The sequence below is a fragment of the Halomonas chromatireducens genome, assembly GCF_001545155.1.
Taxonomy (GTDB): Bacteria; Pseudomonadota; Gammaproteobacteria; order Pseudomonadales; family Halomonadaceae; genus Halomonas; species Halomonas chromatireducens.
Map to the genome: position 1 here is coordinate 3,944,416 of NZ_CP014226.1, position 22,261 is coordinate 3,966,676.

The window sequence follows — 22,261 nt, forward strand, 5'->3', positions numbered from 1 at the left end:
AAGGCTGGTAGCTATGTTCGCTTCTCGCCACCCGGCGAGAGAGTCGGAACAGGGAGGCACCCATGTATCTGCTGCTGGTGGACGATGATGAACGCCTGACACGGTTGCTGGACCATATGCTGCGTCAGGCGGGCCATACGGTGGATGTGGCACATGACGGACGCATGGCGGTGGCACTGATGCAGCAGGGCGACTATGACCTGCTGGTGCTTGACTGGATGCTGCCCTACGAAGACGGGGTGGCGCTGTGCGAGCGGGCCCGGGCCAGCGGTTTCGAGGGCGGCATCCTGATGCTGACTGCGCGTGACGCCCTGGAGGACCGCCTGGAGGGATTCGCCGTCGGTGCCGACGACTACTTGCTCAAGCCCTTCGAGCCTGAGGAGTTGATGGCACGCCTCGAGGCGCTGGGGCGACGGGCTCGTCGGCCTCTGGATGGCCGCCGATTGCAGGTCGGCGACTGGGTGCTGGATTGCGACGAGAGGCGCGTCGAACATCGGGGCCGTGCTGTCGAGCTGACCCAGCGGGAGTTCCAGTTGCTCGAGCTGTTGATGCGCCGGGCGAGTCATAGCGTGCCACGCGAGCTGATCTACGAGCGGCTCTGGGGACGCGACCAGGTGGTCACCGACAACGCTCTGGATGCGACCCTGCGCCTGCTGCGACGCAAGCTTTCCCGTTGCGCTACCCGGCAGCCCATCGAGACTCTACGAGGGTTGGGCTACCGCTTTACGCCCTGAGTCGCACTTTCAGGCGACTTTCAGCTTCCCCGGGTATGCTGAGGGGCCAATTCAATTTTTCGGAAACCTGCATGTCTCGCCCGGATCCACCCCATCACGATCTCCGCCAGTTGGAGGCTAGCCGCCGCCGCCTGGCCTGGCGCTATGCCCTGGGCATGGCGATGGGGCTTTGCACCGTGCTGCTGGTCGGCTATCTGATGCACTCGGCACTGGTCAAGCAGTCGCTGAAGAGCGAACTTGTGCAGCTTGCCCAGCGCGAGGCAGAGGTCCATAAGCCGGACCTGGAAGCCTGGATGGAGGGGCGGCGCGGTCCCGATGACGTCAGCATCGGCTTTCGCCCCCATCGCACCGCCTTCTATTATATTCTTGGGCCAGATGCGCGGCTGGTACACGGCAACGAGACTCGCCCGGCTCTGCGTGAAGAGGTGCTGGCACTGCTCAAGGGCAACGCCCTGCCCCGGGGGCGGGTGGTCTTCGAGGAGATCCTTGCCGACGAGGAGGGTGCCCTGCAGTTGGCCCTGCTGCGCCACCCGGTAAAGGACAGCGAGGGGCGCTACCTGGGCAGTGTCTACGCCGCCACTGATGTGGGGGGTAGCCTGGTTCATCTGGAGCAATTGCTGGTCCTGTTGCTGGGGCTGGCGCTGGGCTTCGTGGTGCTGGCAGGGCTAGGCGGCTGGTGGATGGCGGATCGCAGCCTGCTGCCCCTGCAGCAGGCGCTGCGCCAGCAGCGCGAGTTCATCGCCAGCGCCTCCCATGAGCTGCGCGCACCGCTGACTGTGATGAACACCGCCCTGGCCCTGGTGGAGCGGGAGGGTCGTGAGCGTCTGGACAACTTCCATCACCAGACCCTGGTAGATGCCCGGGATGAGGTGCGCCGCCTGGGGCGACTGGCGGAGGAACTGCTGCTGCTGGCCAGGATAGATGCCGGAGGGGTATCGCAGCGCCACGAGCACCTGCCACTGGATGAGGTGGTGCAGCGCCAGGTGCGCCTGCGCCAGCCCCAGGCCGAGTCTCGGCAGCAGTCGCTCAGCATGACTCTGGAGCCGGGACTTTGCGTGGTTGGGGACGCCGATCTGCTGGCACGTCTGATAGGGGCCGGGCTGGACAACGCCGTGGCTTACACCCCGAAGTATGGGCGCATCGAGGTACGCTTGCAGGCTCGGGCGGGGCGGGCGCGCCTGGAGATCGTCGACACAGGCCCCGGCATGAGCGAAGCCCAGCTGGCGCGGGCCTTCGAGCGCTTCTACCGCGGCGACCCCTCCCGACAGCGCCATCAGGCGGGAGCAGGGCTGGGGCTGGCCATCATTGATGAGGTGGCACGTCAGCATGGCGGTGAGGCGCAGTTGTTCTCCCGGGAGGGCGAGGGCACCCGCCTGGTGGTGACCCTGCCGCTGGCTATCTGAACGGCTTTCAGTTGGATTTCAGGAAGGCGAGTTAGGGTGAGGACTCGGCATCGTGTGATGTCATGGCCAACAAGGAGACTTCTATGACCCTTACACCGCCTGTTTCCCGTTCCCTAATGCGTACCGCCGTGGCCGCCGGCATGGGCAGCCTGGCCCTGACCAGCCTGTCGGCACTAGCCAACTACGACACCCTGCCGGAGGCGACCGGCGTCGACCTGCCGATCCCGGCCCAGGTCGATGCCGACGGCGAGGCGCTGTTCTATCAGGAGGCGCTCTACCATCGCGACATCTCCGCCGTGCAACATGCCATGGCCAGTGTCGGGCGCATCATGCGTGACAGCGAGATGGGCCACGAAGGCTATGACGCCAGCCTGGCCGACGAGCCCATGGCGGCTCAGGGCCAGGCATGGCTAGATCTGCAGCATCAGGCTTCGGCCTTCTTCACTGACGAGGGCGCCGTGGGAACCATGGTCCAGGAGGAAGGCGAGTGGGTCCCCGGGCGCGAGATGAGCCTGGCCGACCTTGCCCAGGCTGCCTTCAGTTACCACATGCACCACAGCGGCGGTCGCTGGGCCGAACACGGCCTCGAGAACGCCATCACCCACGGCCCGGCCGGCTACCTCGGGGCCATCACCCAGCGTCTCTACCAGGATCACTATGGCCAGCGCGGCTTCCAGGACGTTGGCCGCGAGCGCGACGCCGCCAGCATGGCCCATGGCCTGGATGTGCTCCACAGCCTGGCCTACTCCTGGGTGCGCTGGCACAAGCCGGGCGGTGCCGATGACATGGGTCAGCTCAGCGAAGAGGTCATGGAGGCCGCCCATGGCATTACCCTCGAGCGCCTGGTGGCGATCAGCCGCAACCTGGCCGGCACACTGGATGAGGCCTGGGACTACGAGAGGAAGATCTACGACCTGGACAACGACGGCGCCTATCACCTGGACACCCTGGGCAGCCTGGTGCGCGGCCACAAGGCGCTCTACGAGATCCTTTACGTCTTCGGTGACGACGATGACAGGGAACTGGCCGAGCGGCTATTCGAGCGCAAGGCGGAGATGACCCTGGCACTGCTGGACAGTGACGAGGCAGTTCGCGACTGGGGCCTGGCTGAACGCGTCGTCTTCACTTCTGAGGGCGTCAGGGTCGACAGTGATCGGATTGACACCGAGAGTCAGTGGCGCTTTCTGAACCACTTCACCGGCGGCTTCGGCACTCTGCGCGAGCGAGACGGCACCTCCAGTTTCCTGGAGACCCGGCCTGAGCTTGGTGAGCGCATCGGCGAACTGAGTGACCGACTGCTTCAAGCTGCCCTGGACCATCAACTGGGCGAGGATGGTCTGATGCATCGCCGCTTGTCTGTGGAAGACGGCGAGGTGATCGATGATCGCCATCAGGTGGCTGCCATCGCCTGGTTCGCCACCACGGCGAGTAACGCCTACCGTAGCGGTGAACTCTTCGAGCGCCCCGGCGACTGGGCTGATGACACCGAGCTTGAGATGCGAAGCCGTGAGCTCTATGACGCCATCCGTGCCAACAACGACTGGCTGCTGACCCTGCTTGACTGAGGGTTTCCACTAGCAGAATACCGAAGAGCGCCCTGTGGGCGCTCATTAAGCCGGCACCCAGCTTGCGAGGCTGGGTGCCGGCCAGCTCGTTGCGACCGGAGGGTCGCTATCGGCGACTACATGCCCATGCCACCCATGCCACCCATCATGCCGCTCATGCCGGCCATTCCGATGACCATGCCGCCCACGGCGAGAATCAGGTAGATCAGGAGCAGGACGCCGAAGATGGTGAAGTAGGTCTTCAGCTTGCCCATGGCGACCTTCATCTCGCCAGGATCACCGCTGGTGTAGACACGGCCTGCCGAGCCTGCTGCCTGCATCAGCACCACGCCGGCCCAGATGGGAATCCACGCCACGACCAGGCCGACGATGGAAAGGGCCGTCACGATCCCCGACAGGATCAGCTTCCCGCCGGTGAGCTGCATCCAGACCTTGCCCCGGTGAGGTGGCTCGATAAGGTCGCGCAGGCCCGCCTGCGTATTGCCCTGTTCCATGATGTTCCCCCTAGTGCAATGGTGGTTGCGATGCCTTGCCACTATTAGGCCGTGCCGACCGATTGTCACCCTCCGTTCGAACAGGTGGATCGCCCCAGTCATGCAGCGGCGGGCTCGCTCCGGGCAGTGTGGCTCAGGCGCAGGTGGGCGCGCAGTCGGCGGGCCAGTACATCCACCGCTATGTTGAGCAGCGCGGTGATCAGGATAAGCACCATGGCGCGGTCGAAGCGCAGCTCCTGGATGGCGCTGTCGACGTAGAAGCCCAGGGTGGCGATGCCGAGAATCCCGAGTATCGCCGTCTCACGCATGATGATCTCCCAGCGGTAGAAGAGCAGCGCCAGGAAGGGGCCATAGACCCGCGGCGCTACCTCGTAGGCGTAGCGGTTGATGCCGCCCGGGGCGTCCTGGCGCAGCGGGATCTCGTTGCTGCGGCGCCCCACCAGGTGGCCGATGATGCCGCCGTTGTGCAGCGCCAGGGCCACCACCGCCGGCAGCATTGAGGGCCCCCACAGCTGCAGCAGGATAAAGGCCAGCAGGTACTCCGGCGTCGAACGCATTACCACCAGCAGCACATGTCCGGCGGTGCCGCCCAGGCGCCCGGTGAAGTGTCGCGAGATCACGGGGAATAGCGTCATCGCCAGCACCCCTGTGAGCACCAGGGCGATCTGGGTCAGCAGCAGGGTGTTCCAGATGCCGGGCAGGGCCTGGCCGAGGAGGAGGTCGCCGAACCAGGGCCACAGGCCCTCCAGGCCCTCGCCGTTGCGCAGCGGGGCGGGCACGATGTCCTCGGTGAAGAAGCGCGAGACGTTGCTCCATACGATCGGCAGCCCGGTACCCAGCAGGAAGGGGGAGGCCACCAGGTAGAGGGGCAGCAGCCGTGGCCGCGCCCATAGCCGCAGGCTGGCGATCAGGGCGTAGAAGAGCAGCAGCAGTGCGCCCACCGTGCCGTAGTGGCCCTGGGCGAAGGCGCCTGCCAGGTGGAACCCCAGGGTCGGCATACCGACGAAGCCGATCACCGCGCTGGAGCGCAGGCCGCACTCGAGGCGGTAGGCGGTATAGCTGACCAGGTGAGGCCAGGCCTGGCTGATGCGGGTATAGACCAGCGCCGATAGCCGCCCGGCGCGCTGTGGCAGGCTGCGTTCCGGCTGCGGGTCGCACTCGTCGAGGATCTCGGCATAGACCTTGGCGAAGGTGCCGGCGTAGGGAATGGCGATGGCCAGCACCCCGGTGATTGGGTGCAGGCCGAAGCTCTGCAGGAAGATCAGCGCCCAGAACAGTTCGTGGATGGCGCGGATGAAGGCGCAGAAGGTGCGCACCCAGACATGCCGGAAGAGCAGGGCCAGCAGCATGCCCGCCGCCGAGCCTAGCCCCACGCCGACGAAGGCGAAGGCCACGGTTCGCAGCAGGGCCTCGCCGAGGAAGTCGACGCGGGAGAAGTCGGGCTGGATCAGCCCCATGAACAGGCGGCCCAGCGCATGCCAGGGGTCGTGGGTGCTGATCTCGAAGTCGCCGAACAGCAGGCACACCGCCGCCAGCAGGGTCAGCCCCAGGGTGACGCGGCGGGTGGCGGTCAACGGCATCAGTAGAGCGGCAGCAGGTCGGTGGCGGAGAGGCGCTGGCTGGGCTGGTCGATGGCGATGGCGCCATCCTGGATGCCGATCACCCGGGTGCAGTAGCGCAGCGCCAGGTCCACGTCATGCATGGCCAGCACCGCGGTGGGGTAGGCGTCGGTCAGCGCGGTCAGGGTCACCTCGGAGAGCGGGCCGTCGAGTGCCGAGACCGGCTCATCGGCGAGCAGCATGCCGCCGCCCTGATGGATCACCCGCGCCGCTGCAACTCGCTGGCGTTGCCCGCCGGAGAGTTCGCCGCAGGGCGTCCAGCGCTTGTCGGCCAGGCCGAGCCGGCCGAGCAGGGTGTCGATCTCCGCCACGTCGGCTGGCCGCGGGCGCACCAGGGTCAGCAGGTTGCGCCACCAGGGGTGGCGGTCGAGCCGGCCCATGTAGACGTTATGGAAAACCGAGAGTGTCGTCACGAGCCCCAGGTCCTGGGGCATCAGTGCCGCCCCCTGGTCGCGCCAACGGTCATACATCACCGACAGCAGCGTCGACTTGCCGGCACCGCTGCGACCCACCAGCGCTACGCGTTCGCCGGGGGCCAGCGTCAGGCTCAGCGGGCCGAGCACGCGCACCTCGCCATAGGTGGCGACGGCATCCCGCAGCGCCAGCACGGTCATCAGTCGAGCAGCCCCAGGGACTGCGCGACCTCGAGGATTTCCTGGTAGTCCTCGTTCACGGCGGGAATGAAGCCCGCGCGGGGGAAGCTGGCCAGTAGGTCTGGGTCATCCATGTCGAGCAGCGCCTGCTGCAGGCGCTCGGTGAAGCCCTCGCCGAAGCGCTCGTCGATGTCGCCACGCACCGTCCACTGGTAGTCGGGGTAGGGCGGCGTCTCCCAGATCACCTGAACCCGGTCGAGGTCGATGTTGCCCGCTTCGAGCTCGTTCTCCCACGCCTTGTAGCTGACCACGCCGGCCTGGTAGGCGCCGGACTGCACCACCGAGATGGTGCGACTGTGGTTGCCGCTGAAGCCGACCCGGGTAAACAGCTCGTCGGGCGAAGCGCCGAGGTGCTCGCGCAGGAAGTACTCCGGCATCAGCCGCCCGGAGGTCGAGCTCTGGGAGCCGAAGCTGAAGGTCAGGTCGCGCAGCCCCTCGGGGGCGGTTTCGCCGCTGTGTGGTTCGAGTCCGGTCCGCTGGTTCGCGATGAAGTAGCTCTTGTACTCGGGGTCCTCCACGCCCTGGGCGATGGCGCGGGAGCCCGGTACCAGCTGGCGTGCCTGCACGCCGGTGAAGCCGCCGAACCAGGCCAGCTGCACCTGGTTGTTGCGAAAGGCGGTGACCGAGGCGGCGTAGGAGGTGACCGGAATGAAGCGAACCTCCACCTCCAGCGTCTCGGCGAGGTAGTCGGCCACGGCCTGGAAGCGCTGCTGCAGGCGTGTCTCATCCTCGTCGGGGATGGCGGTGAACCCCAGGGGCTGGGCGGCGGCCAGGGAGGGCGTGATGAGCGTGACAAGCGCAATAGCAGGCAACAGGCGTCGTAACATGTCAGGGCGTCCTTGTGGGGGAGTGGCCAGTCGAGAATATCTTGGCTTCTAAAGCATAGAGCCTGGGTAAGCGGAACGGGGCATGATACCGAAAAACGCAGATCTATCCCCTCTTAGAGCGCACAGGTACGAAACCCCGCCAGGATGTCCTGGCGCTCCGGGGTGAAGAAATTACGGTAGCCGTTGTGGATCAGCCGCCCCCGGGTGGCCCAGGCCCCGCCGCGCAGCACGTAGCGGCCCTCCTTGAACCAGGGCGCCGAGTAGTCGCGGTACAGCTCGGGCTCGAAGCCCGGGAAGGGGCCGAAGGGCGAGGCCGTCCACTCCCAGACGTTGCCGAGCATCTGCCGGCAGCCGAAGGCGCTGTCGCCGTCGGGCAGTGCCGCCACGTCCAGCGCTGCCAGGCGCCAGCCGTCCAGGTTGGCCAGGCGGGCAACCGGCGGCGTGTCGCCCCAGGGGAAGCGACGCTTGCCGGGGGCGAGTGACGCCCCGTCGGGTGTTGGCTCGCGGCTAGCGGCGACCTCCCATTCGGCTTCGCTGGGCAGGCGACGACCGGCCCAGCGACACCAGGCCTCGGCCTCGAACCAGCTCACATGCACCACCGGCTGATGGGGGGCCAGCGGCAACCAGCGGTCGAAGCGTCGCTCCTCCCAGCGGCCGTTGGCGCCCTTGCGCCAGTAGACGGGTGCCCGCAGGCCCTGCTGCTCACACCAGTGCCTGCCGGCCTCGCTCCACAGTTCGCGTCGTGTATAGCCGCCGTCGTCGACGAAGGCGACGAACTCGGCGTTGGTCACCGGCGCCTTGGCGATCGAGAAGGGCGCCACATGGACTTCCATGGGCGCCTTCTCATTGTCGAACCGGAAGGGAACGCTTTCGTCTGAGCCCAGCAGGTGGCGACCGCCGGGGATGGCGACGTCGCCGGGCGGCGCACCGGCAGCGGGCTCGCCAGGGGCGAACCCCGGCGGTGGCGTGCCCAGGTCGGGGGCCGGGTCGCCAAGGGTCTGGCGGGTATAGAGGAAGGCCTCGCCGTGCATGTCCTCGTGCAGGGTGGTGAGCTGGTAGACATAGCTCTGGGCGGAGCTGGCCTCGCCGTCGGGCAGGCGCTCGAGCATGGCCTGCTGGACCCGCGACAGGTACGCCAGGGTCTGCTCCCGTGAAGGAAGCGGTAGCGACCAACGGTCGTCATGGGCGATGCTGCTGGAATCGAACAGCCGCTCGGCCTCGGCGATCTGGTAGTCGGGCAGGCCAAAGAGGCCGCGCAGGGCGAAATGGTCGTGGAAGTAGCCCAGGTGGCCCAGCTCCCACAGCGGTGGATTGACGATCGCCAGCCGTGGGCCGAGTTCGCGGGCCTCCAGGGTGTCCTGCATCAGCGCCAGGCTGCGCGTCCGCGCATCGGTGAGCATTGCCGCCAGCTCGACGGCGGGCCGGGGTGGCGTAGGCGGTGTGCTGAGTGGTGTGGAGAGCATGCCGACCTCGTCGCAGTGGAGTGCTCAGGGAGCAAGGATAGGGAGTCGAGCTAAGGAGTCGAGCTAAGGAGTCGAGATAGTGTTGAAGGTAGCGCTGATCACGCCGGCGCGTCGAGGTTCTCATGCCGGCAACCGGACCACGGCCACCCGCTGGGCGGGGCTGCTGCACGACCTGGGCTGTCGCGTGCGCATTGCACAATCCGACGTGGACGCCGATGGCTGCCGCCTGGACGGCCAGCCTCCCGACCTGGTGCTGGCGCTGCATGCGGTGCGCAGCCACGCCGCCATTCGCGCCTGTCGCGCCGCCTTTCCGGCATGCCCGCTGGTGGTGGTGCTGACGGGAACCGACGTCTACCGCTTCCAGCACAGCGACCCGGAGGCGTTTCTCGACAGCCTCGCCGCCAGCGATGCCTTGATCGGCCTGCATGACTGCCTGGCCGAGGATCTGCCGCCGCGCTTCCTGTCGCGCCTGCATGTCGTCCACCAGTCGGCCCTGCCCCTGCCCCTGCCCCTGCCGCCCCGTGCCCCGGGACCCATCCGTCGCCGTTTCGAGGTGCTGGTCGCCGGCCACCTGCGCGAGGAGAAGGATTCGCTGCGTGCGGCCCTGGCCGTGCGCGATCTGCCATCGACGTCGCGGTTGTGCGTGGTGCAACTCGGTGGCGCCCACAGCCCGGAGTGGGCCGAGGCCGCCCGCGAGGAGATGGCCTGCAACGCGCGTTACCGCTGGCTCGGCGACCTGCCCCGTTGGCGGGTGCGTCAGTGGATGGCCCGGGCACGGCTGATGGGGATCAGCTCGCGCATGGAAGGGGGCGCCAATGTGGTCAGCGAGGCCTGCGTGGCCGGCCTGCCGGTGGTGGCCTCCGATATCCCCGGAAACCGCGGGCTGCTGGGCGACGACTACGCCGGCTACTTCCCGGTGGCCGACACCGCGGCCCTGAGGGCCCTGTTGTGCCGAGCAGAGGCCGAACCGGCCTTCGTCGACCGTCTCCGCCGGCAGGTGCTGGCGCGGGCGCCGCTGTTCAGCCCCGCAGCGGAGCGGGAGGCGCTGGCGCGGGTTATTACCGCCTGTGGGCTGACTCCTTGATGCCATCCGTCAGGTGGATGGGCTCCAGTGCGTCGCCGGGCTCGAGGACGCGGCCGATGATGGCGGCCCGGGCATAGCCCAGGGCGTGCAGGGCCGCGAGGCAGGCCTCGGCGCGCTCGGCGGGCACGCTGGCCAGCAGGCCGCCGGCGGTCTGGGGGTCGAACAGCAGCGGATAGCGGGGGTGGTCGACCCAGGCGGCCTGGTCGTGGATGGCCCGGCGCAGGCGCACGTTGGCGGGCTGCAGCGAGCTCAGGATACCGGCGGCAACGGTCTCCTCGGCGCCCTCGAGCAGCGGCAGCGCCGTCAGGTCGAGTTCGGCATCCACCCCGGAAGGGCGCGTCATCTCCACCAGGTGCCCCAGCAGGCCGAAACCGGTGAGGTCGGTACAGGCGGTGGCGCCGTGTTCGCGTAGGCAGCTCGCCCCCTGCCGGTTGGACTGGCACATGCTCTCCAGGGCGGCGTCGATCCAGCGCCCCCGGGCGCCGAGCCGGGCATGGGCGGCGAACAGGGTGCCGGTGCCGATGGGCTTGGTCAGGATCAGCACCTGGCCCGGGCGCAGGCCGCCTTTCGTCAGGATCGCTTTTCCCGTGGGGCTGTCGCTCGCTCCACCGGCGTCGATCAGGCCGTTGACGGCAAACCCCAGCGCCAGCTCGCTGCCCTCGCCGGTGTGCCCGCCGACCAGGGCGCAGCCGGCCTCGTTGAGCACCTCAACGGCCCCCCGCATCATCTGGTAGACGGTGTCCTCGACCTTGGCCTCGAGGCCCTGGGGCACCGTGGCCACGGCGGTGGCGGTCTGGGCCTCGGCGCCCATGGCGAAGATGTCGCCCAGGGCGTGGTTGGCGGCGACCTTGCCGAACACATAGGGGTCGTCGATGAAGGCGCGGAAGAAGTCGACGGTATGCACCACGTCCTTGCCCGGCGGTACCCGTACCACGGCGGCATCGTCCGGGGCGTGCAGGCCCACCAGCACCTCGTCCCGCTCCACCGGCTGCAGGGTCGAGAGGGCCCGGGAGAGCACCGAGGCGCCGACCTTGGCACCACAGCCGCCGCAGCGCATGGCGATGGCTGAGATCGCCTGGGCGCTCTCCTCCTCGTTCAGCGCCACGCGGCTGGCCCGGGGCGCCCGCATGGCGCCTTCTTCCATCGGCGGCAAGTCGTTGAACTTGGACATGAAACGCCGATCGATGCCGTCCTTCCAGCGCCACACCCAGTCGCCGGCGAGAAAGAGGCCGCCGCGGGAGGCCACGGCGTGACGGTCGCCGGTGCTGATCAGCGCCAGCCATTTCGCCTGGGGGCGGTAGGGCGACAGGGCGCGGCCGGTCACGGCGGCGCGCAGGTTGTCGGCCAGCGGGCGCCCTTGCCGCACGGCGAAGACCCCGGCCTTCTCGCGGGGATGGTCGACCTGGCTGGCGATATCGCCGGCGGCGAAGATGCGCGGGTCGGAGAGCGACTGCAGGGTGTCGCCGACCTGGATAAAGCCGTCGTCGTCGAGTGCCAGGCGGGTGTCGCGCAGCCAGGCGGCCCCACCGGCATTGGTGACCCAGACGATCTCGTCGGCGGCGTGCCAGCTGCCGTTGGCGGCCTGCAGCCGGCCCGCCTCGACACCGACCACGTCGGTGGCGGTGTACACCTCGACGCCGCGCTGCTTGAGGGTTGCCTGGAAATGGGCGCGCACCCGGGAGTTGTGGGTTGGCAGGATCTGCGCGCCACGGGTGAAGAGGGAGAAGCGCAGCTCACTCGGGTCGCGGGCCAGGGCGCTGAGTTCGTTGCTCAGCCGGTACTGCATGGCCAGCAGCAGCTCGACGCCGCCGGCCCCGCCGCCGACCACCGCGATGCGGGTCTGGCCCGGGTGCTGCCCGGTGTGTGGGTGCGTGAGGCGTTCGAGCAGACTCTGCCAGCGGTCGTTGAACTGATGGATCGGCTTGACCGGCACCGCATGCTCGCCAGCACCGCTGACCGAATTCACGCTGGGGGTCGAGCCGATATTGATCGACATCCAGTCATAGGGCACCGGCGGGCGCGAGCGGCAGAGGACGGTCTGCGCCTCGTGGTCGATGCCGATGGCCTCGTCGCGGAAGAAGCGTGCCCCGGCGTACTCCGCCAGGCGGCGCAGGTCGATATGCACGTCGTCATAGCTGTAGTGCCCGGCCACATAGCCCGGCAGCATGCCCGAGTAGGGGGTATGGGTGTCTCGGCAGATCACTGTGAGCCTGACGCCGGGTTCAGGTTTCATGGCGAAGCGCTTCAACACCCCCACGTGGGTGTGGCCGCCGCCAACGAGGACGATGTCCCGTAGCGCTCTCAAGACAGTCTGCTGCGGTTGCTGCATCGTGGGACTCACTCTGAATTTGGGTGATGTTCGCCTGGCGGGTCCCGTCTAGCCGTCATGGCCTGTACAAACATCTCGCCCTACCGTCAGTGATCCGTGCCATAGCCATAGACGGCAACGCCCGGTCATGGTGACCGGGCGTTGGGGGGTGCGTTCGGGTAGTGCAAGCTAGTGCGGAGCGCCTTCCGGATTGATGGTGCGATAGAGAAGTCGTAGCTCATCCAGTGAAAGGTGCTCCAGGCGCCCGGCCAGCAGATCACTGATCTTCTGTGCCGGCAACCCGGCTCGGCGAGCGATCTCGCGGCAACCCAGGTCGGATACGGCGATCAGCCGAGTCACGATGCGCATGAGGCGTGTACGTTTTTCCAAATCCCTGACATCGAGGTCAGGGCAACTTCGCGGAGGGTCGAGAAGGTCCGCGCCTGTCGTGCGATATGCCGTACTCATGATGCTCCAAAGGGCGATTGCGACAGGTACATCATGGGGGCTTTTTCTCGATTTTGCCAGTGTCGTTTAGATGCGTATTTCTCATGCCATGGAAGGCCACATCAGGTCCCATTCATGGTAGAAAACCGGGAAGGGAGCCTCCCGAGGAAGCTACCATGGTGTTATTGCAGAAACTTTGCTGAAACGTAGAAAGTAGAGAGTGGCTACCCTGAGGGTGGCGTGCTAGCTTTCTGATGGGCCTGATTTCGTCAGGCAGCGCTTTTGCGCAGGTACAGCAATCAGCTTCAACAATCACAAGCAGTTCGGTTTCAGGACGGAGGAATTCCATGCGAGCTCTCAAGTATGCAGTGGCAGCTTCGCTGCTGGTCACAGCACCCATGGCAGCAGCCCAGCAGCTCTCTATCGCCACCGGCGGTACCGGGGGCGTCTACTACCCGATCGGTGGTGGCTTTGCGGAGATGATCAACGACAACATCGAGGGAGCCAGTGCGACCGCTGAAGTGACCGGGGCCTCGGTGGAGAACATGGGGCTGATCATGCGCGGCGATGCTGATCTGGCGCTGGCGCTGGCGGATACCGTTTACCAGGCCTGGTCCGGCACCGGTGACTTCGAAGGCCGCCAGATCGAAAACACCCGCGCCCTGGCTTCGGTCTACCCGAACGCCGTGCAGCTGGTTACCCTGGCCGATTCCGACGTGCAGTCGCTGTCCGACCTCGTGGGCAAGCGGGTCTCTGTCGGCGCCCCGGGTAGCGGTACCGAGCTCAACGCCCGAGCCCTGCTGGAAGCCAATGGCATCTCCTACGATGACTTCCGTCCGCAGCGGTTGAACTTCAACGAAACCGCCGACGCCATTCGCGATGGTGACATCGACGCCGGCTTCTGGAGCGTGGGGCCGCCCACCAGCTCGATCCTCAACCTGGCGGCTACCCGCGACATTCGCCTGATCGGTTTCTCGGACGAAGAGATCGAGAACGCCCGTGAAGCAGAACCGGTGTTTGCCGCCTATGAGCTGCGTGCCGGCATGTACGACGGCATGGACGAGGCAGTAGCTGAAAGTGCTCAAAGTCCTGTCAGGATCGCCGTGGCAATGGTGAAATAGATCACCACGCCGCAGGCATCGATCAGGGTGGTCACCAGTGGCGCCGATGCAGTGGCAGGGTCCACCTTGAAACGCTCCAGCACGAAGGGCAGACACATGCCCAGCAGGCTGCCGAACAGAACGATGGTCACCATGCTCATGGCCACCACCATTGCCACCGCCTCACCGCCGCGCATCACCCCGATGGGGGCAACCGCCACCGCCATGGTCAGGCCCAGCGCACCGGCAACCAATAGCTCACGACCGAGAAGCTTGCTCCAGTCCTTGACACCGACATCGCCGGTGGCCATACCACGCACCATCAGGGTAGCGGCCTGAGCACCAGCGTTACCGCCACTGCCGATCAATAACGGCAGGAAGAAGACCAGCGCCACCTGAGCGGCGATAGTGTCCTCGAAGTAGGCGATGCCGGCGCCGGAGAATAGGTTGGCAAAGACCAGCAGTACCAGCCAGGTCACCCGCTTGCGATAGAGGCTCCATATCGGCACCCGGCTGACACCATCCTCGAGCTGGCCGATGGACATCCCCTTGTGGAAATCCTCGGTGGCCTCGGATTCCGCCACGTCCATGGCGTCATCGTGGGTGACGATGCCCACCAGCCGCTCATCATGGTCGGTGACCGGCATGGCCAGCAGGTCATAACGGGATATCAGTCGGGCGACCTCTTCCTGCTCCTCGTCCACCGAGATGCTGATCACATCCTTGATCATGAGGTCGTCGACCTGGGCTCCAGGCCTGGCAACCATCAGCTGACGCAGCGACATGGTGCCAGCCAGTCGGCCATCCCCGTCAATGATATAGAGCTGATAAACGGTCTCGGCATCCGGTGCGGTCTGCCGCACACGCATCATCGCCTGGGAAACGGTCATGCCACTGGGGATCGCCACGTAATCCGAGGTCATGATCGCCCCGGCAGTACCCTCCTCGTAGCTCGCTAGTCGCTTGAGATCCTCGCGTTCCTGACGCGCCATCCGGCGCAGCAGCGTCTCGCGACGGTCTTCACCCAGCAGGTTGAACAGGTCGACCCGCTCATCGGACCCCATCTCTTCGAGAATCAACAGCAGCATGTCGTCGGAAATCGCCTCGGCAATCTCCAACTGTTCATCACCCGGCAGGTAGCCGAGTACGTTGGCCCGGCGCTCGATCGGGAGACAGTCCAGCAATCCCAGCACGAGGGGAAGGTCATCCTCCTCCTCGATGATATCCTCAAGGATCTCCGCCAGGTCGGCGGCACGCAGTTCGGGGAGCAGCTCATCGAGGTGCTCTCTCTGCTCATCCTGCAGCGCCTCCAAAAGGGTATCTTTCTGTTCCTGAAGCGTTTCGTTCAGTGACATGGGCATCTCCTGGCGCAACCATGAAAGTCGATGACTTTCACCTGCTCGGGGCGGATGAGGACGTTTCGGGAGCGACCCGAGGCATGGGCGACATCATAGCAGAGACAAAAACGCCCCTCGAACAGTGTTCGAGGGGCGTTTTACACGGTAAGGGCCCGGTTCAGCCCTTGCCGGCCTTCTTGCGCAGCTGCTGGATGGTGCGCAGCTGGGCCACGGCTTCAGCGAGTTCAGCCGCAGCGCGGGTGTAATCCAGCTCCGACGACTTGTCGTTGAACGCCTTCAGCGCATGCTGACGGGCTTCCTCGGCGGCGGCCTCATCGAGGTCACCGGCCCGTGAAGCCGCATCGGCGAGGATGGTGACCACGTCCGGCTGCACTTCCAGGAAGCCGCCGGAGACGTAGAAGTTCTCTTCTGCGCCACCGTCGTGGATCACTCGAATCGGACCTGGCTGAAGCTCGGTCAGCAGCGGGGCGTGCCCGGGCAGTATGCCCAGGTCGCCCATCATGCCGGAAGCGACGAGCTGCTCGATCTCACCCGAGAAGATCGCCTCTTCGGCGCTGACGATGTTGCACTTGAAGCTGTTCGCCATAGCGAAGTCCCCCTGGTGGACGGCCTTACTTCATCTGGTTGGCTTTCTCGACGGCCTCGTCAATGCTGCCAACCATGTAGAAGGCCTGCTCCGGCAGATCGTCGTATTCGCCACCAAGAATACCCTGGAAACCACGGATGGTATCCTTCAGCGACACGTACTTGCCCGGAGCACCGGTGAATACCTCAGCCACGAAGAACGGCTGCGACAGGAAGCGCTGGATCTTACGCGCCCGGGATACGGCCAGCTTGTCCTCGTCGGACAGCTCGTCCATGCCCAGGATCGCAATGATATCCTTGAGCTCCTTGTAGCGCTGCAGCACGTTCTGCACGCCGCGCGCGGTGTCGTAGTGCTCTTCACCGACAACCAGCGGATCCAGCTGGCGCGAGGTGGAGTCCAGCGGGTCGATGGCCGGGTAGATACCCAGCTCGGCGATGGAGCGCGCCAGTACCACGGTGGCGTCCAGGTGCGAGAAGGTGGTCGCCGGCGACGGGTCGGTCAAGTCATCCGCGGGCACGTAGACGGCCTGTACGGAAGTGATCGAGCCGGTCTTGGTGGAGGTGATACGCTCCTGCAGAACGCCCATCTCCTCGGCCAGGGTCGGCTGGTAGCCTACCGCAGAGGGCATACGGCCCAGCAGTGCGGATACCTCGGTGCCGGCCAGGGTGTAGCGGTAGATATTGTCGACGAACAGCAGCACGTCGCGGCCTTCATCGCGGAACTTCTCGGCGATGGTCAGGCCGGTCAGTGCCACACGCAGACGGTTGCCCGGCGGCTCGTTCATCTGACCGTAGACCAGCGATACCTTGTCGATAACGTTGGATTCGGTCATCTCGTGGAAGAAGTCGTTACCCTCACGGGTCCGCTCACCCACACCGGCGAACACCGAGTAACCGCTATGCTCGGTGGCGATGTTGCGGATCAGCTCCATCATGTTGACCGTCTTGCCCACGCCGGCGCCGCCGAACAGGCCGACCTTGCCGCCCTTGGCGAACGGGCAGACCAGGTCGATGACCTTGATGCCGGTCTCGAGCAGCTCGTTGGAAGCCGCCTGCTCGGCATAGGTCGGGGGCTTGCGGTGGATCGGCATACGCTCGGCCTCACCGATGTCACCCGCTTCGTCGATCGGCTCGCCGAGGACGTTCATGATGCGACCCAGCGTCTCCTTGCCCACGGGCACGGAGATGGCGGCCCCGGTGTTGTTGACCTCCATACCACGCTTGAGGCCCTCGGTGGAGCCCATGGCGATGGTGCGCACCACGCCGTCACCCAGCTGCTGCTGGGTTTCGAGCACTGTCTCGGCAGCCGAGACCTTCAGCGCGTCGTAGACCTTGGGAACATCGTCCCGCGGAAACTCTACGTCAATCACCGCGCCGATGATTTGTACGATACGTCCGCTCATCTTGGTTCCTCTCAAATACCTGAAAATGAAACCTGCATGCCGGGAGGGCTATCCCTCCCCTGGCGCTATACGGCGGCGGCGCCACCGACGATCTCGGAGATTTCCTGGGTGATGGCGGCCTGTCGGGCCTTGTTGTACACCATCTCCAGGTCGTCGATCAGACCGCCGGCGTTGTCAGTGGCGCTCTTCATCGCGATCATCCGCGCTGCCTGTTCGCAGGCGCCATTCTCGACCACCGACTGATATACCTGCGATTCGATGAAACGAACCAGCAGACTATCGAGCAGCGCCTTGGCATCCGGCTCATACAGGTAGTCCCAGCTACCGGGACGCTTGTTGTCTTCATCATGCGTTTCCGCTCCCATATCGGGAGACAAGGGCAGTATCTGCCTGACCACCGGCTTCTGCGTCATGGTGTTGACGAATTCGTTGTACACCACGAAAAGCCGGTCCAGGCGCCCCTCGTCATACGCATCCAGCATGACCTTGACGCTACCGATCAGATCCTCGACCTCGGGCGACTCGCCCAGCCCGCTCTTCGCCGCCACCAGGTTGCCCCCATAGCTCTTGAAGAAGCCGCTGGCCTTGCTGCCCAGGGCGCAGAAATCGAGCTCTGCGCCCTTGTCGCGCCATGCCTTGGCATCCCTGAGCACGGCCTTGAACAGGTTGACGTTCAGGCCGCCGCACAGGCCGCGGTCGGTGGAGACCACGATATAGCCGACCCGCTTCGCGTCACGCTCGATCATGTACTCGTGGCGGTACTCGGGGTTGGCGTCGGCAATATGGCTCACGACGTTGCGGATCTGACGGGCATAGGGCTGGCTGGCCCTCATCAGATCCTGTGCCTTACGCATCTTGGATGCAGCCACCATTTCCATGGCGCTGGTAATCTTCTGCGTATTCTTGATGCTCCCGATCTGGGTGCGTATCTCTTTTGCAGCTGCCATAGCGATCTACCTCGTTCTTGACCCTCAGAAGATGTCCAGGGCCCACCCACGCGGGTGGGCCGGCGGAATTACCAGCTCTGAGTGGCCTTGAACTTCTCGAGACCCGACTTCAAGCCTTCCTGGATCTCGCTGCTGTAGTCGCCGGTCTGGTTGATCTTATCGAGCAGCTCGGCATGTTCGGACTTCATGTAGTCGTGCAGGGCACGCTCGAAGTCCAGCACCTTGCTGACATCGACGTCATCCAGGAAGCCTTCGTTGGCGGCGTACAGCGTCACCCCCATCTCGGCCACGGACAGCGGCGAATACTGCTTCTGCTTCATCAGCTCGGTGACGCGCTGGCCGTGCTCCAGCTGCTTGCGGGTCGCTTCGTCAAGATCGGAGGCGAACTGCGAGAAGGCCGCCAGCTCACGATACTGAGCCAGTGCCAGACGCACGCCGCCACCCAGCTTCTTGATGATCTTGGTCTGGGCCGCGCCACCCACCCGCGATACCGACAGGCCGGCGTTGATGGCCGGGCGGACACCCGCGTTGAACAGGTCGGTCTCGAGGAAGATCTGACCGTCGGTGATCGAGATCACGTTGGTCGGAACGAACGCGGAGACGTCGCCGCCCTGGGTCTCGATGATCGGCAGTGCGGTCAGCGAACCGGTCTTGCCCTTCACTTCACCGTTGGTGAACTTCTCGACGTACTCGACGTTGACGCGAGCGGCACGCTCGAGCAGGCGCGAGTGGAGATAGAAGACGTCACCCGGGTAGGCTTCACGGCCCGGCGGACGACGCAGCAGCAGGGATACCTGACGGTAGGCCCAGGCCTGCTTGGTCAGATCATCATAGACAATCAGGGCGTCCTGGCCGCGGTCACGGAAGTACTCGCCCATGGTGCAGCCCGCATAGGGGGCCAGGAACTGCATCGGAGCCGGGTCGGCGGCGCCGGCGGCGACCACGATGGTGTGCTCCATGGCGCCGTGCTCTTCGAGCTTGCGCACCACGTTGGCAATGGTCGACTGCTTCTGACCAATGGCGACGTAGATACAGGTGACGCCCTTGCCCTTCTGGTTGATGATGGCGTCGACGGCGATGGCCGACTTGCCGATCTGGCGGTCGCCGATGATCAGCTCACGCTGACCGCGGCCGATCGGTACCATGGCGTCAATCGACTTGAGACCGGTCTGGATCGGCTCGTCAACGGACTGACGGGTGATGACGCCCGGGGCGACCTTTTCCACCGCGTCGGTCATCTTGGCGTCGATATCGCCCTTGCCGTCGATGGGCGTGCCCAGCGGGTCGACCACGCGGCCGATCAGTTCGGGGCCCACCGGCACCTCGAGGATACGACCGGTACAGCTGGCGGTCATGCCCTCTTCCAGCTGCAGGTAGTCACCCAGTACCACGGCGCCCACGGAGTCACGCTCCAGGTTGAGCACCATGCCGAAGATGTTGCCGGGGAATTCGATCATTTCACCGAACATCGCATCTTCGAGGCCGTGAATCTTCACGATGCCGTCGGAGACGCTGACGATGGTGCCCTGGTTACGGGCTTCGGATGCGACATCCAGCTTTTCGATACGCTGCTTGATGATGTCGCTGATCTCGGAAGGATTCAGTTGCTGCATGCCATGTCCCTCAGACTCAGGCGGTAAGGGCTTCGGAGAGGCGATTCAGTCGACCGCGCACCGACCCGTCGATGACGGTATCGCCGGCGCGCAGGACGACGCCTCCGAGAAGCTTCGGATCCACCTGAGTGGTAATGGAGATTTCGCGATTCAGCCGCTTCTTGAGCGCGCCGGCGAGCTTGTTCTGCTGCTTGTCGTCGAGCGCATAGGCCGTGACCACAGTAACGTCGATGCGCTTCTCGTGGTCGGCGCGCAGGCGCTCGAATTGCTCGGCGATGGCACCCAAGGCCGATAGCCGCCCCTTGTCACCCAGGGCTTCGAGGAAGCGACGACCAGCATCATCCACGCTGATGTCGGCAACCTCGATCACCATGTCGACCTTGCGGTCGGTGGCAATCTTGGGGCTCGCGATCAATTTCTGAGCATCACGCTCCGCGACGACCTGGCCCAGCTTGACCAGCATGTCGGACCAGGCTTCAAGCGCCTTGTGGTCCCGCGCATACTCGAACGCGGCCTTGGCGTAGGGTCGTGCGACAGTAGACGTTTCCGCCATGGGTCACCTCCTTCACAGTTCGGCAGCAAGCTTGTCTAGCAGCTTGCGGTGTGCCTTCTCGTCGATGGAGGCTTCCAGAACACGCTCGGCACCGACGATGGCCAACGAGGCCACCTGGGCGCGAAGCTCTTCCTTGGCGCGATTGATTTCCTGATCGATCTCGGCACGTGCACCGGCCACCAGGCGCTCGCCTTCGGCGCGGGCCTGCTCGCGGGCCTCCTCGATCATCTGGCTGGAACGCTTGTTCGCCTGATCGAGAATCTGTGAGGCCTGCTCCTTGCTCTCGCGCAGGGTCTGAGCTGCCTGCTCCTGAGCAAGCTCAAGGTCGCGAGACGCCCGGCTGGCTGCGTCGAGGCCATCGGCAATCTTCTTCTGGCGCTCGTGAAGCGCGGAGCTGATCGGCGGCCATACGTACTTGATGCAGAACCAGACAAAGATCGCAAAGGCGATCGTTTGCCCGATAAGCGTCATGTTGATATTCACGGGTATGTACCTCTGACGGGTTCGTGGCGACCGGATAGAAGCGAACCGAGCGCCTCAGCGCTCGGTGCTGTCATTAACCGGCAACGACGAAGATCAGGTACATCGCGATACCAACACCGATCATCGGCACGGCGTCGAGCAGACCGGCCATGATGAAGGTACGAGTCTGAAGCTGGTCGCCAAGCTCAGGCTGACGCGCGGTGGACTCGAGCAGTTTGCCGCCCAGCATGGCGAAGCCAATGCCGGTTGCCAGTGCGCTGACGCTGATGATGATGGCGGCGGCAAGGTAGACGATTTCCATGATGTTGCTCCTAGTTTTACGTTGAGGTCAGGTTTCAAGTTACCGCGTTTGCAAAATTGCTTGGCTCAGTGGTGCTCGTGAGCGGCGCTCAGGTACACGATCGACAGCGTCGTGAAGATGAACGCCTGTAGTGACACCACCAGGATATGGAAGATGGCCCATGGCACATCCAGCACCCAGATCGCCCAGAATGGCAGCAGCGCGATCAGGATGAAGATCACCTCGCCCGCGAACATGTTGCCGAACAGACGCAGCGCCAGGCTGATCGGCTTGACGATCAGGCCGACGATTTCGAGGATTAGGTTGAAGGGGATCAGCAGCCAGTGATTGAACGGCGTGAGCGAGAGCTCCTTGGCGAACCCACCGGCACCCTTGACCTTGATGCTGTAGTAGACGATCAGGCAGAACACGCCCAGCGCCATGCCCAGGGTGGCATTGACGTCGGTGGTAGGCACGATCTTCATGTATTCGAGGCCCAGGCGACCGAACAGCTCCGGGAAGTAATCAACCGGAATGATCTTCAGCGTGTTCATCAGCAGGATCCACATGAACAGCGTCAGCGCTATCGGCGCGATGTTCGGATTCTTGCCGTGGAAGGTGGAGCGGGTCAGGTTCTCGATGAACTCGATGACCATCTCGACAGCGTTCTGCAGCCCGCCGGGGACGCCGGTGGTGGCCATGCGGCCCGCCTTGTGGAACAGCCCCAGAAACAGCACGCCCATGGCGATGGACCAGCCCATGGTATCCAGGTGAATAGCCCAGAAGCCCATCTCGGTGGCTTCGGCAGAGGTACTGGCAAGCGACCAGCCATTCTCGGGATGCCTGCCGAAGGTCAGGTTCTGGAGGTGGTGCTGTATGTAATAGATGGCGGATATTTCATTATCTGCTGCCATACGCTGCTTACCTCAGGTTTGGTGGGTCGGCCGGTCACGCAAGAGCCAGGGTGTGAGCCAGTGCATGAGTTGAGCCGCCACATATGCGACAAAGAAAAAAGCCGGGTTTGAGGGGGGCACTGTGACGAAGACGATCACGAACAGTGCTACCGTCAAACCGAACTTGCCCATCGCTGCCTGATACAGATTCATCACGCTGATCCGCGGCCGGCGGCCATCCCGTACGCGAAGGCCACGCCAGACGAAATAGAACGTGGGCACCAGGCTGACCGCGCCACCGAGCAGGGCAGACAGCACCCCCTCGTGGCCGTGCCGAAGGCCAGCCAGCAATGCGACCATCAGGGAGGCCAGACCCTGAGCCAGGAACAGGCGTGTGAAATCCGGGCGCCGGCGCCTTGTGGCAACGTGTCTGTGCATCCTGTCGACAT

At 65.0% G+C, this 22,261-nt stretch carries 21 protein-coding genes and 1 pseudogene; 5 read left to right on the top strand and 17 right to left on the bottom strand.

Going from position 1 to position 22,261, the window contains the following annotated elements:
• Positions 1-62 precede the first annotated feature (62 nt).
• The 3 genes from LOKO_RS18315 to LOKO_RS18325 all read left to right on the top strand — a co-directional run bounded on the left by LOKO_RS18315 (position 63) and on the right by LOKO_RS18325 (position 3,702).
• Complete coding sequence (locus tag LOKO_RS18315; RefSeq protein ID WP_066452112.1) at positions 63-734, top strand: response regulator transcription factor; 672 nt, start codon at positions 63-65, stop codon at positions 732-734.
• A 71-nt stretch (positions 735-805) separates the two neighbouring features.
• On the top strand, positions 806-2,137 hold the full coding sequence (locus LOKO_RS18320) for a sensor histidine kinase (RefSeq protein ID WP_144439701.1): 1,332 nt from the start codon (positions 806-808) through the stop codon (positions 2,135-2,137).
• 83 nt (positions 2,138-2,220) lie between these two features.
• On the top strand, positions 2,221-3,702 hold the full coding sequence (locus LOKO_RS18325) for a hypothetical protein (RefSeq protein WP_066452114.1): 1,482 nt from the start codon (positions 2,221-2,223) through the stop codon (positions 3,700-3,702).
• Between the two features lie 116 nt (positions 3,703-3,818).
• Here LOKO_RS18325 and LOKO_RS18330 read toward each other — a convergent pair whose 3' ends face one another.
• From LOKO_RS18330 to senA, 5 genes are all read right to left on the bottom strand, one after another.
• Positions 3,819-4,196 (bottom strand): DUF5362 family protein, encoded by a 378-nt coding sequence (locus LOKO_RS18330; RefSeq protein WP_066452115.1) that lies wholly within the window; start codon positions 4,194-4,196, stop codon positions 3,819-3,821.
• A gap of 98 nt (positions 4,197-4,294) precedes the next feature.
• Positions 4,295-5,776 (bottom strand): PhnE/PtxC family ABC transporter permease, encoded by a 1,482-nt coding sequence (locus tag LOKO_RS18335; RefSeq protein ID WP_066452116.1) that lies wholly within the window; start codon positions 5,774-5,776, stop codon positions 4,295-4,297.
• Complete coding sequence (locus LOKO_RS18340) at positions 5,776-6,429, bottom strand: ATP-binding cassette domain-containing protein (RefSeq protein ID WP_066452117.1); 654 nt, start codon at positions 6,427-6,429, stop codon at positions 5,776-5,778. The genes LOKO_RS18335 and LOKO_RS18340 overlap by 1 nt, the downstream gene beginning before the upstream one ends.
• The gene (locus LOKO_RS18345) at positions 6,429-7,295 is read right to left on the bottom strand and encodes a putative selenate ABC transporter substrate-binding protein (protein WP_066452118.1); all 867 of its coding nucleotides are present in this window, start codon (positions 7,293-7,295) and stop codon (positions 6,429-6,431) included. Before LOKO_RS18345 ends, LOKO_RS18340 begins: the two co-directional genes overlap by 1 nt.
• A gap of 113 nt (positions 7,296-7,408) precedes the next feature.
• The gene (gene senA, locus LOKO_RS18350; protein WP_066452119.1) at positions 7,409-8,758 is read right to left on the bottom strand and encodes a selenoneine synthase SenA; all 1,350 of its coding nucleotides are present in this window, start codon (positions 8,756-8,758) and stop codon (positions 7,409-7,411) included.
• A gap of 79 nt (positions 8,759-8,837) precedes the next feature.
• Here senA and senB point away from each other — a divergent pair, with 79 nt between their 5' ends.
• Entirely contained in the window at positions 8,838-9,842 is a 1,005-nt protein-coding gene (gene senB / locus LOKO_RS18355) for a selenoneine biosynthesis selenosugar synthase SenB (protein WP_201025342.1), read from the top strand.
• On the opposite strand, the gene selD is transcribed toward senB, so the two are convergent.
• Together selD and LOKO_RS20685 are read right to left on the bottom strand one after the other, a co-directional pair.
• A complete protein-coding gene (selD, locus tag LOKO_RS18360) occupies positions 9,817-12,171 on the bottom strand; it encodes a selenide, water dikinase SelD (RefSeq protein WP_066452120.1) in 2,355 nt (784 codons plus the stop codon). The two genes, senB and selD, sit on opposite strands and share 26 nt — an antisense overlap.
• 168 nt (positions 12,172-12,339) lie before the next feature.
• Positions 12,340-12,618, bottom strand: a complete 279-nt coding sequence (locus LOKO_RS20685) for an XRE family transcriptional regulator (RefSeq protein ID WP_066452121.1) — start codon at positions 12,616-12,618, stop codon at positions 12,340-12,342.
• A gap of 326 nt (positions 12,619-12,944) precedes the next feature.
• Here LOKO_RS20685 and LOKO_RS18370 point away from each other — a divergent pair.
• Positions 12,945-13,667: pseudogene (locus tag LOKO_RS18370) on the top strand (TAXI family TRAP transporter solute-binding subunit); the annotation flags it as partial.
• A gap of 11 nt (positions 13,668-13,678) precedes the next feature.
• On the opposite strand, the gene mgtE reads toward LOKO_RS18370, so the two are convergent.
• From mgtE to LOKO_RS18420, 10 genes are all read right to left on the bottom strand, one after another.
• Entirely contained in the window at positions 13,679-15,052 is a 1,374-nt protein-coding gene (mgtE, locus tag LOKO_RS18375; RefSeq protein ID WP_066452122.1) for a magnesium transporter, read from the bottom strand.
• A 160-nt stretch (positions 15,053-15,212) separates the two neighbouring features.
• Positions 15,213-15,641 (bottom strand): F0F1 ATP synthase subunit epsilon, encoded by a 429-nt coding sequence (locus LOKO_RS18380; protein WP_066452123.1) that lies wholly within the window; start codon positions 15,639-15,641, stop codon positions 15,213-15,215.
• 25 nt (positions 15,642-15,666) lie between these two features.
• Positions 15,667-17,043: a F0F1 ATP synthase subunit beta gene (gene atpD / locus LOKO_RS18385; protein ID WP_066452124.1), complete on the bottom strand. Its 1,377-nt coding sequence runs from the start codon at positions 17,041-17,043 to the stop codon at positions 15,667-15,669.
• A gap of 65 nt (positions 17,044-17,108) precedes the next feature.
• Positions 17,109-17,990, bottom strand: coding sequence for a F0F1 ATP synthase subunit gamma (atpG, locus tag LOKO_RS18390; protein WP_066452125.1), 882 nt, complete (start codon positions 17,988-17,990; stop codon positions 17,109-17,111).
• A gap of 68 nt (positions 17,991-18,058) precedes the next feature.
• Entirely contained in the window at positions 18,059-19,603 is a 1,545-nt protein-coding gene (atpA, locus tag LOKO_RS18395) for a F0F1 ATP synthase subunit alpha (RefSeq protein ID WP_066452126.1), read from the bottom strand.
• A 16-nt stretch (positions 19,604-19,619) separates the two neighbouring features.
• The gene (locus LOKO_RS18400; protein WP_066452127.1) at positions 19,620-20,156 is read right to left on the bottom strand and encodes a F0F1 ATP synthase subunit delta; all 537 of its coding nucleotides are present in this window, start codon (positions 20,154-20,156) and stop codon (positions 19,620-19,622) included.
• Positions 20,157-20,168: 12 nt separating this feature from the next.
• Positions 20,169-20,639, bottom strand: coding sequence for a F0F1 ATP synthase subunit B (locus tag LOKO_RS18405; protein WP_066452128.1), 471 nt, complete (start codon positions 20,637-20,639; stop codon positions 20,169-20,171).
• 73 nt (positions 20,640-20,712) lie between these two features.
• Positions 20,713-20,940 carry a F0F1 ATP synthase subunit C gene (gene atpE, locus LOKO_RS18410; protein WP_010625958.1) on the bottom strand — a complete coding sequence of 76 codons (228 nt, stop codon included), beginning with the start codon at positions 20,938-20,940 and terminating at the stop codon, positions 20,713-20,715.
• A gap of 65 nt (positions 20,941-21,005) precedes the next feature.
• Entirely contained in the window at positions 21,006-21,833 is an 828-nt protein-coding gene (gene atpB, locus LOKO_RS18415; RefSeq protein WP_066452129.1) for a F0F1 ATP synthase subunit A, read from the bottom strand.
• 12 nt (positions 21,834-21,845) lie between these two features.
• Positions 21,846-22,250, bottom strand: coding sequence for an ATP synthase subunit I (locus tag LOKO_RS18420; RefSeq protein ID WP_066452130.1), 405 nt, complete (start codon positions 22,248-22,250; stop codon positions 21,846-21,848).
• Positions 22,251-22,261 lie beyond the last annotated feature (11 nt).

Excerpts from the sequence above, each read along its gene's own strand:
- LOKO_RS18335 (WP_066452116.1), bottom strand. The coding sequence starts at position 5,776 with ATGCCGTTGACCGCCACCCGCCGCGTCACCCTGGGGCTGACCCTGCTG.
- LOKO_RS18315 (WP_066452112.1), top strand. The coding sequence starts at position 63 with ATGTATCTGCTGCTGGTGGACGATGATGAACGCCTGACACGGTTGCTG.
- LOKO_RS18420 (WP_066452130.1), bottom strand. The coding sequence starts at position 22,250 with ATGCACAGACACGTTGCCACAAGGCGCCGGCGCCCGGATTTCACACGC.
- atpB (WP_066452129.1), bottom strand. The coding sequence starts at position 21,833 with ATGGCAGCAGATAATGAAATATCCGCCATCTATTACATACAGCACCAC.
- atpG (WP_066452125.1), bottom strand. The coding sequence starts at position 17,990 with ATGGCAGCTGCAAAAGAGATACGCACCCAGATCGGGAGCATCAAGAAT.
- LOKO_RS18340 (WP_066452117.1), bottom strand. The coding sequence starts at position 6,429 with ATGACCGTGCTGGCGCTGCGGGATGCCGTCGCCACCTATGGCGAGGTG.
- senA (WP_066452119.1), bottom strand. The coding sequence starts at position 8,758 with ATGCTCTCCACACCACTCAGCACACCGCCTACGCCACCCCGGCCCGCC.
- LOKO_RS18330 (WP_066452115.1), bottom strand. The coding sequence starts at position 4,196 with ATGGAACAGGGCAATACGCAGGCGGGCCTGCGCGACCTTATCGAGCCA.
- atpA (WP_066452126.1), bottom strand. The coding sequence starts at position 19,603 with ATGCAGCAACTGAATCCTTCCGAGATCAGCGACATCATCAAGCAGCGT.
- LOKO_RS18345 (WP_066452118.1), bottom strand. The coding sequence starts at position 7,295 with ATGTTACGACGCCTGTTGCCTGCTATTGCGCTTGTCACGCTCATCACG.
- selD (WP_066452120.1), bottom strand. The coding sequence starts at position 12,171 with ATGCAGCAACCGCAGCAGACTGTCTTGAGAGCGCTACGGGACATCGTC.
- LOKO_RS18320 (WP_144439701.1), top strand. The coding sequence starts at position 806 with ATGTCTCGCCCGGATCCACCCCATCACGATCTCCGCCAGTTGGAGGCT.
- LOKO_RS18380 (WP_066452123.1), bottom strand. The coding sequence starts at position 15,641 with ATGGCGAACAGCTTCAAGTGCAACATCGTCAGCGCCGAAGAGGCGATC.
- atpD (WP_066452124.1), bottom strand. The coding sequence starts at position 17,043 with ATGAGCGGACGTATCGTACAAATCATCGGCGCGGTGATTGACGTAGAG.
- LOKO_RS20685 (WP_066452121.1), bottom strand. The coding sequence starts at position 12,618 with ATGAGTACGGCATATCGCACGACAGGCGCGGACCTTCTCGACCCTCCG.
- LOKO_RS18400 (WP_066452127.1), bottom strand. The coding sequence starts at position 20,156 with ATGGCGGAAACGTCTACTGTCGCACGACCCTACGCCAAGGCCGCGTTC.
- mgtE (WP_066452122.1), bottom strand. The coding sequence starts at position 15,052 with ATGTCACTGAACGAAACGCTTCAGGAACAGAAAGATACCCTTTTGGAG.
- LOKO_RS18325 (WP_066452114.1), top strand. The coding sequence starts at position 2,221 with ATGACCCTTACACCGCCTGTTTCCCGTTCCCTAATGCGTACCGCCGTG.
- atpE (WP_010625958.1), bottom strand. The coding sequence starts at position 20,940 with ATGGAAATCGTCTACCTTGCCGCCGCCATCATCATCAGCGTCAGCGCA.